The organism is Burkholderia sp. BCC1638, from assembly GCF_902833195.1.
GTDB lineage: Bacteria > Pseudomonadota > Gammaproteobacteria > Burkholderiales > Burkholderiaceae > Burkholderia > Burkholderia diffusa.
In genome coordinates this window covers 79,735-94,223 of the sequence record NZ_CADFEC010000023.1, presented here as the reverse complement: position 1 = coordinate 94,223, position 14,489 = coordinate 79,735, and the positions used below count along the sequence as shown (strand labels likewise).

Sequence of the window (14,489 nt, the reverse complement as noted above, 5' to 3'; positions counted from 1 at the left end):
TCATGGTCATCGGGATCATCCCCAAACACCCTGCCTGAAAAACTAGCAGGATAGGTTGATTGCCCGGCTCAGTTTTCAGTCGGCGCGATCCCTACAAGTGGCTCAATTTCCGGTCGGCGTAAACATTTCCTCCAACTCTTCATGCAGGATCGTCCGTGCCATTGCCCGGAAGCCGTGACCGGTAATCTCGGTGCGAGTGTCGTAGCCGAGCCGACGAAGGGCTGCATTGATAGCGGCCTCGCTCATCGGCCGATTTCGGTCGCGAGCACCAGGGAACACGTAGACGCCTTCGCCAGTCAGGGCGTGAAGCTCGCGCAAAATCGTGACAGCCTGCGCGGCCAGCGGAACAAGGTGATCCGTTTTCGTTTTGTTGACGAAATAGCGCCATTCGCCTTTGTCGAGGTCGAATTGCGCCCATTCTGCCTTCCGCAACTCGCCCGGCCTAACGAACAGCATGGGGGCTAGCTTGAGCGCGCAGAGAACCGGGAACGTGCCCGTGAAGCCGTCGAACGCGCGAAGCATCTCGCCCACTTTCTCCGGCTCAGTGATTGAGGCAAAGTGTGTTGTCTGCGCGGGCGGGATTGCATCTACCAGGTCGCGGGCCGGATCGGCCTTGCAGTGCCCCTCTTTGATGCCGTAGCGGAATACCCGGCTAATCTCGCTGCGGATGCGATGGGCGGTAAATCTGGCTCCACGCCCGTCTACGCGCTTCAGCACGGCCAGTATCTCCGGGGCGTCGATTTCAGCGATAGGGCGCTTGCCGAGCCATGGGAATACATCGTTCTCCATGCGGGCGAGCGTCTTGGCATGCTGCGCTGGCTCCACGGTCGTCTTGCGCTCGGCCATCCAGCCACGGGCGACAACCTCAAACGAATGGGCGGCCGCGAGCAGGCTGGCCCTTTTTTCCGCCTTCTTCGCTTCACCCGGATCGATGCCGGCAGCGAGCTTTTCACGGGCTTCGTCGCGCTTCTTCCGTGCGGTCGCCAATGTAACTTCCGGGTAGACGCCGAGCGAGTAGCGCTTTTCCTTGCCCCCAAATCGGTATTTGAGGCGCCACCACTTGCCCCCGCTCGGGGCGATTTCCAGATAGAGGCCGCCTCCGTCGAACATGCGCACGGGCTTGTCGGCTGGCTTGGCGTTCCGGATGGCTGTATCGGTTAATGGCACGGGGGCAACTCCTGACGGGTAAGGCAACTTCGGATCGGTTGCCCCCAATGTTGCCCCCGCTTGCCCCCGGCTGTCTACGCACTACACGGCACTTTGCCGGAATGAAAAAACCCGCGAAGCCTTGTGCTGTCGCGGGTTTTGGGACTTCCGGGAATTTCCCGGAACTATGTCATGGTGCCCAGGGCCGGAATCGAACCGGCACGCCTTGCGGCGGGGGATTTTGAGTCCCCTGCGTCTACCAATTTCACCACCTGGGCTTTGATCCTGGCCGCGCATGCGATTGTGCGCGGCGAAACGCGGATTATGGCGGAAAACGGGGCACCGGGCAAGCTGTCCGGCGATCGTCCTTGCGTTACTGGCTCAGATAGACGAACTGGCCGTGCTTCACGATCCCCATCACGCTCGCGCGTTGATCGAGCCCCACGTGATCCTTGTCGCTGGTGTTGACGACGCCGTTCGGCACGACGAGCTCGTGCGCACGCTCGAGCTCGCGCCGCAGCGCCGCGCGGAAGGCCGGCGTGCCGGGCTGCGCGGCCTTGAGCGCGCGGCCGACCGCGTCGGCGAGGCGCGGATAGACACCCGCCGCGTCGCCCGCGAACTGCGTGACGGTGCCGGCGCCGTATTTCGCTTCGTACGCATCGACGAACGCGAGCGCGGCTTTGCGGGCCGGATGGTCGGCGGGCAGTGTGCGCGCGACGACGACCGGCTGGGTCGGGAACAGCGTCCCGTCGACGTCCTTGCCGCCGAGCTTGATGAATTCGGGCGTCGCGATCCCGTGCGTCTGGTAGATCGCGCCCTTGTAGCCGCGCTCGATCAGCGTGCGCTGCGGCAGTACGGCCGGCGTGCCCGAGCCCGCAATCAGGATCGCGTCCGGCTTCGCCGCGATCAGCTTCAGCGCCTGACCGGTGACGCTGGCGTCGGTGCGGTTGAAGCGCTCCGTCGCGATCACGCGGATCTTGCGGACTTCCGCGAAGCGTGTGAATTCATTCAGCCAGCTGTCGCCGTAGCTGTCCGCGAAGCCGATGAAGCCGACCGTCTTCACGCCGTGGTTGGTCATGTAGCGTGTCATCACGTCGGCCATCGCGCTGTCGCTCTGCGCCATCTTGAATGCCCAGGTCCGCGCGCCTTCCTGCGGCTCGACGATCGCGCCGGAGCCGACCAGCGTGATCATCGGCGTCTGCGCGGCCGCCACCGCGTCGAGCGCCGCGAGCGCGGCCGGCGTGATGTTCGGCCCGACCACGACGTCGACGTGATCCTCGTCGACCAGCTTGCGGATGTTGCGCACGGCGGCGCCCGGGTCGGACGCGTCGTCGAGCACCGTCACCTGCAGCGGCTGCCCGGCGATCGTCTTCGGCCACATCAGGATCGCGTTCTTGCTGGTGATGCCGATCGCGGCGGCCGGGCCGGTCGACGACAGGTCGACGCCGACCTTCAGATCGGCATGCGCGGCCGCGCAGGCGAGCACGAGGGCGGCGCCGGCGGCGCGGCGCAACAGGGCGGGAAGCGTCATGCGGGAATCTCCGTCGGGCAATAAAAAGGGGCGCGATTTGCGCCCCTGTGTTTATACCTGTCCTTCAAAGCTCGTACGATTCGGATTCGCCCTTGAGCGCCTGTTCGATCAGCTTGCGGTTCAGCGTCGGCGACAGCAGCTCCACGAGCGTATACACATAGCTGCGCAGGTAGGCGCCCTGCTTGAGCGCGACGCGCGTCACGTTGCTGCCGAACAGGTGGCCGACCGGAATCAGCCGCAGGTTGCGGTCGCGCTCCGGGTTGAACGCGATGTCGGCCATGATCCCGACGCCGAGACCGAGCTCGACGTAGGTCTTGATCACGTCGGCGTCGATCGCCTCCAGCACGATGTCCGGCGACAGCCCGCGCAGCGCGAACGCATGGTTGATCTTCTTGCGGCCGGCGAACGCGTCGTCGTACGTGATCAACGGGTATTGCGCGAGATCGTCCAGCGTGACCGGCTTGCGTTCCAGCAGCGGGTGGTCGGCCGGGACCACGGCCGCGTGATGCCACTGGAAGCAGGGCAGCGACACGAGTTCCTTGTAGTCGGCGATCGCCTCGGTCGCGATCGCGAGATCGGCCTGGTCGTGGATCACCATCTCGGCGACCTGCGTCGGGCTGCCTTGCAGGATCGACAGGTGCACCTTCGGGAAGCGCTTCTTGAATTCGGCGATCGCGGCCGGCAGCGAATAGCGGGCCTGCGTGTGGGTGGCGGCGATCGTCAGGTTGCCCTGATCCTGCGCCGCATAGTCTTTTCCGACCCTTTTCAGGCTTTCAACTTCCTGCAGGATCCGCTCGACCGACGCGAGGATGATCCTGCCCGGCTCGGTGAGCGAGCGCACGCGCTTGCCGTGCCGCGTGAAGATCTCCACGCCGAGCTCGTCCTCGAGCTCGATGATCGCCTTCGACACCCCCGGTTGCGACGTGTAGAGCGCCTTGGCGGCCTCGGTGAGGTTGAAATTCTGCCGGACGGCTTCGCGCACGAAGCGAAATTGGTGCAGGTTCATTTATAACCCTTCCGCATATCAACAGAATTTTTTAGTCGTTTGAAATATAAGGCGAGTTTATTACGATTCACCGGAGTTTTTCAAATATGGATATCTGTTTTCGTCATTAGCAATCCAGCCGGGCCGCGGAAGGCCGGCGGTGGCGGCGGAACGGAGATTCGGGCGCGACGTGGCTAGGACGTCGCGCGGTCACCACGAAAACCCTGGGGTCCCCGAATGTATCAGTACGACCAGTACGACCAGACGATCGTCGACGAGCGAGTCGCGCAGTACCGCGATCAGGTGCGCCGCCGCCTGTCGGGCGAGTTGAGCGAAGACGAGTTCCGTCCGCTGCGCCTGCAGAATGGCCTGTACATGCAGCGCCACGCGTACATGCACCGCATCGCGATTCCGTACGGCAACCTGCGCAGCGAGCAGCTCCGCATGCTGGCGCGCATCGCCCGCGAACACGACCGCGGCTACGGCCACTTCTCGACGCGCTCGAACATCCAGTTCAACTGGGTCCAGCTCGAGGAAACGCCCGAAATCCTCGCGAAGCTCGCGTCGGTGCAGATGCACGCGATCCAGACGTCGGGCAACTGCATCCGCAACATCACGGCCGACCAGTTCGCCGGCGTCGCTCAGGACGAGGAGATCGATCCGCGTCCGTGGTCGGAAATCCTGCGCCAATGGTCGACGTTCCATCCCGAATTCGCATGGCTGCCGCGCAAGTTCAAGATCGCGGTGTCCGGCTCGAAGCACGACCGCGCGGCCGTCCAGATCCACGACCTCGGCGTGTACCTGAAGAAGAACGCGCAGGGCGAAGTGGTCGCGAGCATCCTCGCGGGCGGCGGTCTCGGCCGCACGCCGATCGTCGGCGCGGTGATCAAGGAAGACCTGCCGTGGCAGCACCTGCTGACCTACTGCGAAGCCGTGCTGCGCGTGTACAACCGCTACGGTCGCCGTGACAATTTGTACAAGGCGCGTATCAAGATCCTCGTGAAGGCGCTGTCGCCCGCGAAGTTCGCGCAGCAGGTCGAGGAAGAGTGGCAGCACCTGAAGGACGGCCCGTCGACGCTCACGCAGGCGGAAGTCGACCGCGTGTCGCAGTACTTCTTGCCGCCCGTCTACGAGAAGCTTGCCGACACCGACGCGTCGTTCGAACAGCACCTGCTCGAGAACAAGGCGTTCGCGCGCTGGGTCGAGCGCAACGTCGCGCCGCATAAGGTGCCGGGCTATGCCGCCGTCACGCTGTCGCTGAAGGATCACCGCGTGGCCCCGGGCGACGCGACCGACGCGCAGATGGACCTGGTGGCCGACTGGGCCGACGCGTACTCGCTCGGCGAACTGCGCGTGTCGCACGAGCAGAACCTGATTCTCGCGAATGTGAAGAAGCGCGACCTGTTCGCGGTGTGGGAAAAGGCGAAGGCGGCCGGTTTCGCGACGCCGAACGTCGGCCTGCTGACCGACATCATCGCGTGCCCGGGCGGCGACTTCTGCTCGCTCGCGAACGCGAAGTCGATCCCGATCGCGCTGGCGATCCAGCAGCGTTTCGACGATCTGGACTATGTGTACGACCTCGGCGACCTGTCGCTGAACATTTCCGGTTGCATGAACTCGTGCGGTCATCATCACGTGGGCAACATCGGCATCCTCGGCGTCGACAAGGACGGCGCCGAGTGGTACCAGGTGTCGCTCGGCGGCGAGCAGGGCACGGGCCGCAACGGCGCGCGCCTCGGCCGCGTGATCGGGCCGTCGTTCTCCGCGGAAGAAGTGCCGGACGTGATCGCGAAGCTGATCGACACGTTCGTCGAGACGCGCATCGACGGCGAGCGCTTCATCGACACGTACGACCGCATCGGCATCGCACCGTTCAAGGAGCGCGTGTATGCGGCGCGCCAGGCAGTGAACGCGTAACCAACCGGGTAGAAGGAATTTGCAGATGGCTTCGATTATCAAGAACCGCGCAGTGATCGACGACGCATGGCAGGTCGTGCGCGCGGCGGAAGACGGTGCGCTGCCCGCGGTCGACGCGTTGCCGGCCGGCAAGGTGCTGGTGCCGTTCGCCCTGTGGCAGGCCGAGCGCGCGGCGCTCGTCGCCGCGAAGACGAAGGACGAACTCGGCGTTTGGCTCGCGCCGGACAGCGAGCCGGCCGATCTCGTGGCCGACTTCGGTGCGATCTCGCTGATCGCCGTCGATTTCCCGCGCTTCGCGGACGGCCGCGGCTACAGCATCGCGCGCCTGCTGCGCGAGCGCCACGGCTGGACCGGCGAGCTGCGCGCGATCGGCGACGTGCTGCGCGACCAGCTGCTGTACATGTCGCGTTGCGGCTTCGACGCGTTCGCGGTGCGTGCCGACAAGGACATCCGCGACGCGCTGAACGCGTTCGGCGAATTCACGCAGCGTTACCAGGGCGCGTTCGACGAGCCGGCGCCGCTGTTCCGCCGCCGCGATGCCGCGGCCGACGCCAAGGTGAGCGCATGAGCACCGCGATCGCACTGACGCCGGAACTCGCCGCGAAGGTCGAGCGCCTCGACGCGCTGCTCGCGCAGATCGGCGCGAGCCACGAGAAGGTGAAGTTCGCGAGCAGCCTCGCCGCGGAAGACATGCTGCTCACGCACGCGATCCTGTCGAAGGGCGTGTCGATCGGCATCTTCTCGCTGAACACCGGCCGCCTGCACGCGGAAACGCTGGGCATGATCGACCGCGTGCGCGAGCGCTACGGCTACGAGATCGAGCAGTTTCACCCGCGCCAGGACGCGGTCGACCAGTACGTCGCCGAGCACGGCCTGAACGCGTTCTACGAAAGCGTCGAGCTGCGCAAGTCGTGCTGCCACATCCGCAAGGTCGAGCCGCTGAACCGCGCGCTGGCCGACGTCGGCGCGTGGGTCACGGGCCAGCGCCGCGAGCAGTCGGTCACGCGTGCGGAACTGCACGAGGAAGAACAGGACGAAGCGCGCGGGATCGCGAAGTACAACCCGCTCGCCGACTGGACGGAAGCCGACGTGTGGGCGTACCTGAAGGCGTTCGACGTGCCGGTCAACCCGCTGCATGCGCGCGGCTACCCGAGCATCGGCTGCGAGCCGTGTACGCGCGCGATCCGCCCCGGCGAGGACAGCCGGGCGGGCCGCTGGTGGTGGGAGTCGCGCGACACGAAGGAATGCGGGCTGCACATCACGATCACGCCGATTCCCGCGAACGCCGAAGCCGGCGCCGCGCACTGAAAGCCGACAAGAAACCGAATATTGCGCCGCCCGCGACAGCGGGCGGCACGAACCCAGAAGAGAAGGACTGAAATCATGAGCACGACGCTCGAGCAATCCGCCTTTGCCCCGCCCACCGGCGCCGACGACCGCATGGGCCACCTCGACTGGCTCGAAGCCGAGTCGATCCACATCCTGCGCGAACTCGTTGCCGAATGCAGCAAGCCGGCGCTGTTGTTCTCGGGCGGCAAGGACTCGGTCGTCGTGCTGCACCTCGCGCTGAAGGCATTCGGCCTCGGCGCGAACCGCAAGACGACGCTGCCGTTCCCGCTCGTGCACATCGATACGGGCCACAACTACGAGGAAGTGATCGACTTCCGCGACCGCCGTGCGCAAGAGCTCGGCGCCGAACTGGTGGTCGGCCACGTCGAGGATTCGATCAAGCGCGGCACGGTCGTGCTGCGCCGCGAAACCGATTCGCGCAACGCCGCGCAGGCCGTCACGCTGCTCGAGACAATCGAACAGCACGGCTACACGGCGCTGATCGGCGGTGCGCGCCGCGACGAAGAGAAGGCGCGTGCGAAGGAGCGGATCTTCTCGTTCCGCGACGAATTCGGCCAGTGGGATCCGAAGGCGCAGCGCCCGGAACTGTGGAGCCTGTACAACGCGCGCCTGCACAAGGGCGAGCATCTGCGCGTGTTCCCGATCTCGAACTGGACCGAGCTCGACGTGTGGCAATACATCGCGCGCGAGAACCTCGAGCTGCCGTCGATCTACTACGCGCACCAGCGCGAGATCGTGCGCCGCAACGGTTTGCTCGTGCCGGTCACGCCTCTCACGCCGATGCGTGACGGCGAGACGAGCGAACTCGCGCAGGTGCGCTTCCGCACGGTCGGCGACATCAGCTGCACGTGCCCGGTCGAGAGCGACGCGGACGACGTCGAGAAAATCATCGCCGAGACGGCGGTGACCGAGATCACCGAACGCGGCGCGACCCGGATGGACGATCAGGCATCCGAAGCCGCGATGGAACAGCGCAAGAAGCAAGGTTATTTCTGAAGCACACGAGGACATTCACATCATGAGCATCATCGAGAACACCGAAGACCTCGGCGTGTTGCGCTTCATCACCGCGGGCAGCGTCGACGACGGCAAGAGCACGCTGATCGGCCGCCTGCTGTACGACAGCAAGGCCGTGCTGTCCGACCAGTTGTCCGCGCTGTCGCGCGCGAAGAACAAGCGCACGGTCGGCGACGAGATCGACCTCGCGCTGCTGACGGACGGGCTCGAAGCCGAGCGCGAGCAGGGCATCACGATCGACGTCGCATACCGCTACTTCGCGACCGCGAAGCGCAAGTTCATCATCGCCGACACGCCGGGCCACGAGCAGTACACGCGCAACATGGTGACGGGCGCATCGACCGCGCATGCGGCGATCATCCTGGTCGACGCGACGCGCGTGACGGTCGAGAACGGCGTCGCGGAACTGCTGCCGCAAACGAAGCGTCACAGCGCGATCGTGAAGCTGCTCGCGCTGCAGCACGTGATCGTCGCGATCAACAAGATGGACCTCGTCGAGTACAGCGAAGCACGCTTCAACGAGATCCGCGACGCGTACGTCGCGCTCGCGAAGCAGCTCGGCCTGAAGGACGTGCGTTTCGTGCCGGTGTCGGCGCTGAAGGGCGACAACATCGTCGGTGCGAGCGAGCGCATGCCGTGGTACGCGGGTGAGCCGCTGCTCGACGTGCTCGAATCGCTGCCGGTCGAGACGCAAGCGCATGACGCGCTGCGCTTCCCGGTGCAGTGGGTCGCACGCCAGGACGGCAGCTCGGCCGACGATTTCCGCGGCTACATGGGCCGGATCGAATCGGGCGAGGTGAAGGTCGGCGACGAGATCGTCGTGCTGCCGTCGAACCGCACCGCGACGATCGCCGAGATCGTCGCGCCGGTGCCGGGCGGCACCGCGTCGGTTGCGCACGCATTCGCGGGCCAGACGGTGACGATTCGCCTCGAACAGGACGTCGACGTGTCGCGCGGCGACATGTTCGTCACGACCGCCGAGACGGTCGCGCCGGCGAAGAAGCTCGAGGCGGACCTGTGCTGGTTCGACGAGACGCCGCTGTCGCCGCAGCGCAAATACCTGCTGAAGCAGACCACGAGCACGGTGTTCGCGAAGATCGGCGCGGTCAAGGAAGTGCTCGACGTGCATACGCTGTCGCACGCGACTGACCGCCAGGAACTGAAGATGAACGACATCGGCCGCGTGTCGCTGACGCTGCAGAAGCCGATCGTCTGCGACACGTACGACGCGCATCCGGGCACGGGCGCGTTCGTGCTGATCGACGAGGCGACGCATCATACGGTCGCCGCCGGCATGATCCGGGCGTTCTCGGCGTAACCGGCGTTTAGCGCCGCCCGTGCGGGCGGCGCGCGCCGGTCGCCGTTCACGAGCAGGACAAGCGAAGCGACAAACATGGGCAAGGTGTATCTGATCGGAGCAGGGCCGGGCGCGGCGGACCTCATCACGGTGCGTGGCGCGCGGCTGCTCGAGCAAGCCGACGTCGTGCTGCACGACGCGCTCGTCGAGCCGGCGATGCTCGACTATGCGCCGAACGCGCGGAAAATCGCGGTCGGCAAGCGCTGCGGGCAGCGTTCGACCGCGCAGCACTTCATCAACAAGCAGGTCGTCGACGCGGCGCGCGAGCATGCGTGCGTCGTGCGCCTGAAGGGCGGCGATCCGATGCTGTTCGGGCGCGCCGAAGAGGAAATGCGCGCGCTCGAGGCGGCCGGCATCGATTACGAGGTCGTGCCGGGCATCACCGCGGCGCTGGCAGGCGCGGCGACGCTGAAGCGCTCGCTGACGTTGCGCGGCGTGTCGCGCAGCGTCGCGTTCGCGACGCACAGCCGCGCACCGGGCAGCGACGAGATTCGCGAGGCCGCGCGCGCCGATTCGATCGTCTACTACATGGGCCGCGACAGCGCGCCGGGCATCGCCCGCGAATTGATCGACGCGGGCCGTGCGCCCGCGACGCCGGTCGCGATCGTCGAGGCGTGCAGCACCGCGCGCGAACGCACGCTGACGCTCACGCTTGCGCAGATGGCGGCGGGCGACGCACAGGCGTGGCTCGACGCGGCGGAGCCGAGCCTGCTGATGATCGGCGATGCGTTCGCCGAACGCGTGCGGCACGTGAAAGAGGGTGATGCGCTGCAGGATGCCGCTTGAGTCGAGCGCGTGGTTCGCAGGCGTAAAAAAAGCGCTGGCTTCCGAAGCCAGCGCTTTTTTGTTTGGGCTCGCCGATTCGCTTACGCGTCGGGGCCGACCTGGTCGATGCAGTAGCGTGCGATCGCATCGAGCACGCCGTCGTCTTCACCGACGGCCGTCGCGCAGCGGATCTCGATGCCCGGATGCACGGCGCGGCACGCGTCGACGAGCTGCGGCAGGTCGCGGCGCACATGGCCGCCCTGGCCGAAGAACACGGGCACCACGGTGATGCGCGTGCAGCCGGCCGCGACCTGCGCGGCAACGGCCGTATCGAGCGACGGCGTCATCAGTTCGAGAAACGCGAGCGACACGTGCGGGGCAGGGGAGCCGGCCGCGCGCAGCCGCGCGGCGAGCCGCTCGAACGGCTCGGCCCAGCGCGGATCGCGTGCGCCGTGGCCGAACAGGACGATGCCGTGCGAACTCATGTCGAAGCCTCCGTCGTGACGGCGCTCAGTGCCGGTCGACCCACTTGAGCGCGAACAGGCCGAGCGCGAGATAGATCAGGCCCGGTGTCGCCGCGGTCAGCGGCGCGGGCCACGTGTTCAGCGTGCCGATGTGCGAGAACAGCGTGTTGAGCAGCTGGAAGCTCATGCCGAGCATGATGCCGCCGAACACCTTCACGCCGACCACGCCGGCACGCGTATGCAGGTACGCGAACGGCAGCGACAGCACGAGCATCACGAACACCGCGAACGGGTAGAGCAGCTTGCGCCACAGCGCGATGTCGTAGCGCTGCGTGTCCTGCTGGTTTTCGCGCAAGTGCTGGATGTAGCGGAACAGGTTGATGAGCGACATCCGTTCCGGCGACACGAGCAGCACCGACAGGATCTGCGGTGTCAGGTCCGAGCGCAGCCGGTATTCGGGCAGCGTCACCTGCTGCGATCGGTACACGGGGTTCAGCGCGTCGGCCGGTTCGCCGCTGATCGGCTTGATCGGCGTCAGTTCGGTTTCCGTCACGCCCTTGAGCAGCCAGTGGCCGGGCGGTTCGTAGCGGCCTGTTTCCGCGATCCGCACGTTCTGCAGCTGGAATTTCGAGTCGAATTCGTAGATGCGCACGTTGCTGATCGTCGAATCGGGCGACAGGCTGCCGACGTTGACGAAGCGCGTGACCTGCTCGCCGTTCTCGCGGGCCGCGAGCGTGTCCTTCACCCACACGCCCGACTGGAAGTTCGACGACACCGACGCGCCGAGCGCCTGCAGCCGCACGCGTTCGGACAGCTGGTCGGCGTACGGGCCGACGAATTCGCCGATCAGGTAGGTGATGATCACGAGCGGAATGCCGATCTTCAGCAGCGAGCGCAGCGCCTGGTTGGTCGCGAGGCCCGACACGCGGAAGATCGTGAATTCCGAGTTCGCGGCCATCTGCGCGAACACGTAGATCGCGCTGATCAGCGCGGCGACCGGGATGATCTCGTAGAAGCGCGACGGGGTCTGCAGCGCGACGCGCAGCACCGCGTAGCCGAACTTGTAGTTGCCGTGCCCGACCGAGTTCAGTTCGCTGATCAGGTCGAAGAAGAAGAACAGGCCCGAGAACGCGAACAGGATGAAGATGAACGTGACGTAGATCTGCCGCGCGAAGTATTTTTCATAGAGCCGCATCGATCATGCTCCCGAGCGGCCGAACAGCGCGCGTGTAAACAGCGGACGATTGCGCACGCGCAACCAGAAGATGACCGCGACGATCGCCGCCACGACCAGGTGCAGGCCGACGAGACCGACGCCGAACGACATCTTGCCCTGCTCGATCTGCGCCTGCACGACGTTCAGCAGGTTCGAATACGTGAGATAGATCAGCACGGCCATCACGAGGTTGATCGTGCGGCTGCGGCGCGGGTTCTGGTACGACAGCGGAATGCCGAGCACCATCAGGTTGATGGCGATCAGCGGCAGCCCCGCGCGCCACGCGAATTCCGCGAGGTTGTCGCGCGTCGGATTGCGCAGCAGGTCGGGTGTCGGCGTGCTGTTGGTAGTCGGCACGTTGGTGACCGGCGTGCTCGTGATCTTCACGCCGTAGCGCTGGAACTCCATGATCTTGAAGTTCGGCTGGCCGGGCGTGCCGTCGTAGCGGCGGCCGTCCTCCAGCACGACGAAGCGATCGCCGTCCTTCGTTTCCGTGTGGCCCGTGTGCGAGACCACGACGTTGACCTTGCCGTTCTCGGTCGACGTGACGAACACGTTCTGCACCTTGCTCTGGTCCGGCGACATTTTCTCGATGAAGAACACGCGATGGTTCGACGCCGATTCGCGGAACTGGCCGGGCGCGAGCAGCGAGATTTCGTCGCGCTGCTGGAAGCGCGCCTTGATCATCTTGCTCTGCTGGTTAGACCACGGCCAGCCGACGAACGCGAAGAACGCGATCAGCAGGACGATCGGCGTGGCGAACACGCCGATTGGCTTGATCAGGCGCGTGAGGCTCACGCCCGACGCGAGCCAGACGACCATTTCGGAGTCCCGGTACCACCGGGTCAGCACGAACAGGATCGACACGAACAGCGTGACGACGAGCATCACGGCGAGATAGCCGATCACGGTCAGACCGATCAGCACGAGCACGTCGCGCGGATCGATTTCGCCGGACGCGGCATAGCCGACGATGCGAATCATCATCGTCGTGAGCATGATCGTGAGCAGCACCATGAACACGGCGCCAGCCGTATACGCAAGCTCGCGCTGGAGGGAGCGTTCGAAGATCATTCTTGATGAGAAGAGGGCGGGAGGCTGCGCACGCGTGGTGGAGCGCTCGCGCCGCCACGGGAAAAATAGCGGATAATTGCGGCTTTCATCCTTAGCCCAGATTTTATCCGAGGACAAGCGCGATGGACTTTAGCATAAAAGGCTGTGATTGGAGCAAAGGCGAGGCCAAGGGGTTCCTGACCGGGAAGTCCGACTGCATCGTGCTCGGCATCTTCGAGGCGCAGACTCTCTCGGGCGCGGCGCTCGACATCGACACGGCCACCAAGGGGCTGATCTCGCGCGTGGTGAAGGCCGGCGACATGGACGGCAAGCGCGGCAAGACGCTGTTCCTGCACGAGGTTTCGGGCATCGGGGCGTCGCGCGTGCTGCTCGTCGGCCTCGGCAAGCAGGATGCTTTCAATCAGAAAGCCTACAACGACGCGGCGACGGCCGCATGGCGCGCGCTGCTGGCGACCAAGGTCGTCCAGGTCACGTTCTCGCTCGCTCAGCTGCCGGTCGACGAGCGCGGCTCCGACTGGGGCGTGCGTGCGGCGATTCTCGCGCTGCGCAACGAGACCTACCGCTTCACGCAGATGAAGAGCAAGCCGGAACCGGCGTCGCATACGCTCAAGCGCGTCGTGTTCAGCGTCGATCCGGCCGATGAAAAGGCGGCGAAGCTGGCGGCCAAGCAGGCCGTCGCGCTGGCGAACGGGATGGACCTCACGCGCGACCTGGGCAACCTGCCCGGCAACGTGTGCACGCCGACCTATCTCGGCAACACCGCGAAGAAGATCGCGAAGGATTGGGGTCTGAAGGTCGAGGTGCTCGGCCTGAAGCAGATCCAGGCGCTCAAGATGGGCTCGTTCCTGTCGGTCGCGCGCGCGTCGGTCGAGCCGCCGCAGTTCATCGTGCTGCATTACCAGGGCGCCGCCGCGAAGGCCGCGCCGGTCGTGCTGGTCGGCAAGGGCATCACGTTCGACACGGGCGGCATCTCGCTGAAGCCGGGCGAGGGCATGGACGAGATGAAGTACGACATGTGCGGCGCGGGTTCGGTGCTCGGCACGATGCGTGCGGTCGCCGAAATGGGCCTGAAGATCAACGTCGTCGCGATCGTGCCGACCTGCGAGAACATGCCGGGCGGCAATGCGACGAAGCCGGGCGATATCGTCACCAGCATGAAGGGGCTGACGATCGAGGTGCTCAACACCGACGCCGAGGGCCGCCTGATCCTGTGCGACGCGCTCACTTATGCGGAACGCTTCAAGCCGGCAGCCGTGATCGACGTGGCGACGCTGACGGGCGCTTGCGTGATCGCGCTCGGCGCCCACAACAGCGGCCTGTTCTCGAAGGACGATGCGCTCGCGGGCGAGCTGCTCGACGCCTCGCGCGAAGCGAACGATCCGGCGTGGCGCATGCCGCTCGACGACGAATACCAGGAACAGCTGAAGTCGAATTTCGCGGACATCGCGAACATCGGCGGGCGTCCGGCCGGCGCCGTGACGGCGGCGTGCTTCCTGTCGCGCTTCACCGACAGCTATCCGTGGGCGCACCTGGACATCGCCGGCACGGCGTGGAAGGGCGGCGCGGCGAAGGGCGCGACCGGCCGTCCGGTGCCGCTGCTCGCGCAGTTCCTGATCGACCGCGCCGGCCAGTGATGGCGGGTCTCACGACGATGCGGGTGCGCGGGC

The 14,489-nt window shown here is 65.8% G+C and carries 13 protein-coding genes and 1 tRNA gene; 7 read left to right on the top strand and 7 right to left on the bottom strand.

Translation table 11 applies throughout. The features are described from left to right. Window positions 1–102: 102 nt before the first annotated feature. The 4 genes from HWX22_RS23695 to HWX22_RS23680 all read right to left on the bottom strand — a co-directional run bounded on the left by HWX22_RS23695 (window position 103) and on the right by HWX22_RS23680 (window position 3,683). Entirely contained in the window at window positions 103–1,167 is a 1,065-nt protein-coding gene (locus HWX22_RS23695) for an integrase arm-type DNA-binding domain-containing protein (protein WP_244135275.1), read from the bottom strand. Window positions 1,168–1,339: 172 nt separating this feature from the next. Further along, window positions 1,340–1,424: transfer RNA gene (locus HWX22_RS23690), tRNA-Leu, on the bottom strand. 95 nt (window positions 1,425–1,519) lie between these two features. Then, window positions 1,520–2,677, bottom strand: coding sequence for an ABC transporter substrate-binding protein (locus HWX22_RS23685; RefSeq protein ID WP_175916508.1), 1,158 nt, complete (start codon window positions 2,675–2,677; stop codon window positions 1,520–1,522). A 64-nt stretch (window positions 2,678–2,741) separates the two neighbouring features. After that, window positions 2,742–3,683, bottom strand: coding sequence for a CysB family HTH-type transcriptional regulator (locus HWX22_RS23680; RefSeq protein ID WP_009689198.1), 942 nt, complete (start codon window positions 3,681–3,683; stop codon window positions 2,742–2,744). A gap of 216 nt (window positions 3,684–3,899) precedes the next feature. Here HWX22_RS23680 and HWX22_RS23675 point away from each other — a divergent pair, with 216 nt between their 5' ends. From HWX22_RS23675 to cobA, 6 genes are all read left to right on the top strand, one after another. After that, complete coding sequence (locus HWX22_RS23675; protein ID WP_175916507.1) at window positions 3,900–5,579, top strand: nitrite/sulfite reductase; 1,680 nt, start codon at window positions 3,900–3,902, stop codon at window positions 5,577–5,579. A 25-nt stretch (window positions 5,580–5,604) separates the two neighbouring features. Next, window positions 5,605–6,147 carry a DUF934 domain-containing protein gene (locus tag HWX22_RS23670; RefSeq protein ID WP_059527659.1) on the top strand — a complete coding sequence of 181 codons (543 nt, stop codon included), beginning with the start codon at window positions 5,605–5,607 and terminating at the stop codon, window positions 6,145–6,147. Next, complete coding sequence (locus tag HWX22_RS23665) at window positions 6,144–6,887, top strand: phosphoadenylyl-sulfate reductase (RefSeq protein ID WP_175916506.1); 744 nt, start codon at window positions 6,144–6,146, stop codon at window positions 6,885–6,887. The genes HWX22_RS23670 and HWX22_RS23665 overlap by 4 nt, the downstream gene beginning before the upstream one ends. Before the next feature lie 75 nt (window positions 6,888–6,962). Continuing rightward, the gene (cysD, locus tag HWX22_RS23660; RefSeq protein WP_059468264.1) at window positions 6,963–7,925 is read left to right on the top strand and encodes a sulfate adenylyltransferase subunit CysD; all 963 of its coding nucleotides are present in this window, start codon (window positions 6,963–6,965) and stop codon (window positions 7,923–7,925) included. A 22-nt stretch (window positions 7,926–7,947) separates the two neighbouring features. Beyond that, on the top strand, window positions 7,948–9,264 hold the full coding sequence (locus HWX22_RS23655; protein ID WP_175916505.1) for a sulfate adenylyltransferase subunit 1: 1,317 nt from the start codon (window positions 7,948–7,950) through the stop codon (window positions 9,262–9,264). 75 nt (window positions 9,265–9,339) lie between these two features. Beyond that, window positions 9,340–10,089, top strand: coding sequence for a uroporphyrinogen-III C-methyltransferase (cobA, locus tag HWX22_RS23650; RefSeq protein WP_175916504.1), 750 nt, complete (start codon window positions 9,340–9,342; stop codon window positions 10,087–10,089). 80 nt (window positions 10,090–10,169) lie between these two features. On the opposite strand, the gene HWX22_RS23645 is transcribed toward cobA, so the two are convergent. Genes HWX22_RS23645 through lptF form a run of 3 tightly spaced genes read right to left on the bottom strand, consistent with a single transcriptional unit; the run spans window position 10,170 to window position 12,822 of the window. Next, window positions 10,170–10,553 (bottom strand): CbiX/SirB N-terminal domain-containing protein, encoded by a 384-nt coding sequence (locus tag HWX22_RS23645; protein WP_059527644.1) that lies wholly within the window; start codon window positions 10,551–10,553, stop codon window positions 10,170–10,172. Window positions 10,554–10,578: 25 nt separating this feature from the next. Next, window positions 10,579–11,727, bottom strand: coding sequence for an LPS export ABC transporter permease LptG (lptG, locus tag HWX22_RS23640; RefSeq protein ID WP_175908006.1), 1,149 nt, complete (start codon window positions 11,725–11,727; stop codon window positions 10,579–10,581). A gap of 3 nt (window positions 11,728–11,730) precedes the next feature. After that, window positions 11,731–12,822 (bottom strand): LPS export ABC transporter permease LptF, encoded by a 1,092-nt coding sequence (gene lptF, locus HWX22_RS23635; protein ID WP_059820241.1) that lies wholly within the window; start codon window positions 12,820–12,822, stop codon window positions 11,731–11,733. 122 nt (window positions 12,823–12,944) lie between these two features. Here lptF and HWX22_RS23630 point away from each other — a divergent pair, with 122 nt between their 5' ends. After that, the gene (locus HWX22_RS23630; RefSeq protein WP_059820242.1) at window positions 12,945–14,456 is read left to right on the top strand and encodes a leucyl aminopeptidase; all 1,512 of its coding nucleotides are present in this window, start codon (window positions 12,945–12,947) and stop codon (window positions 14,454–14,456) included. The last annotated feature ends 33 nt before the right edge of the window (window positions 14,457–14,489 follow it).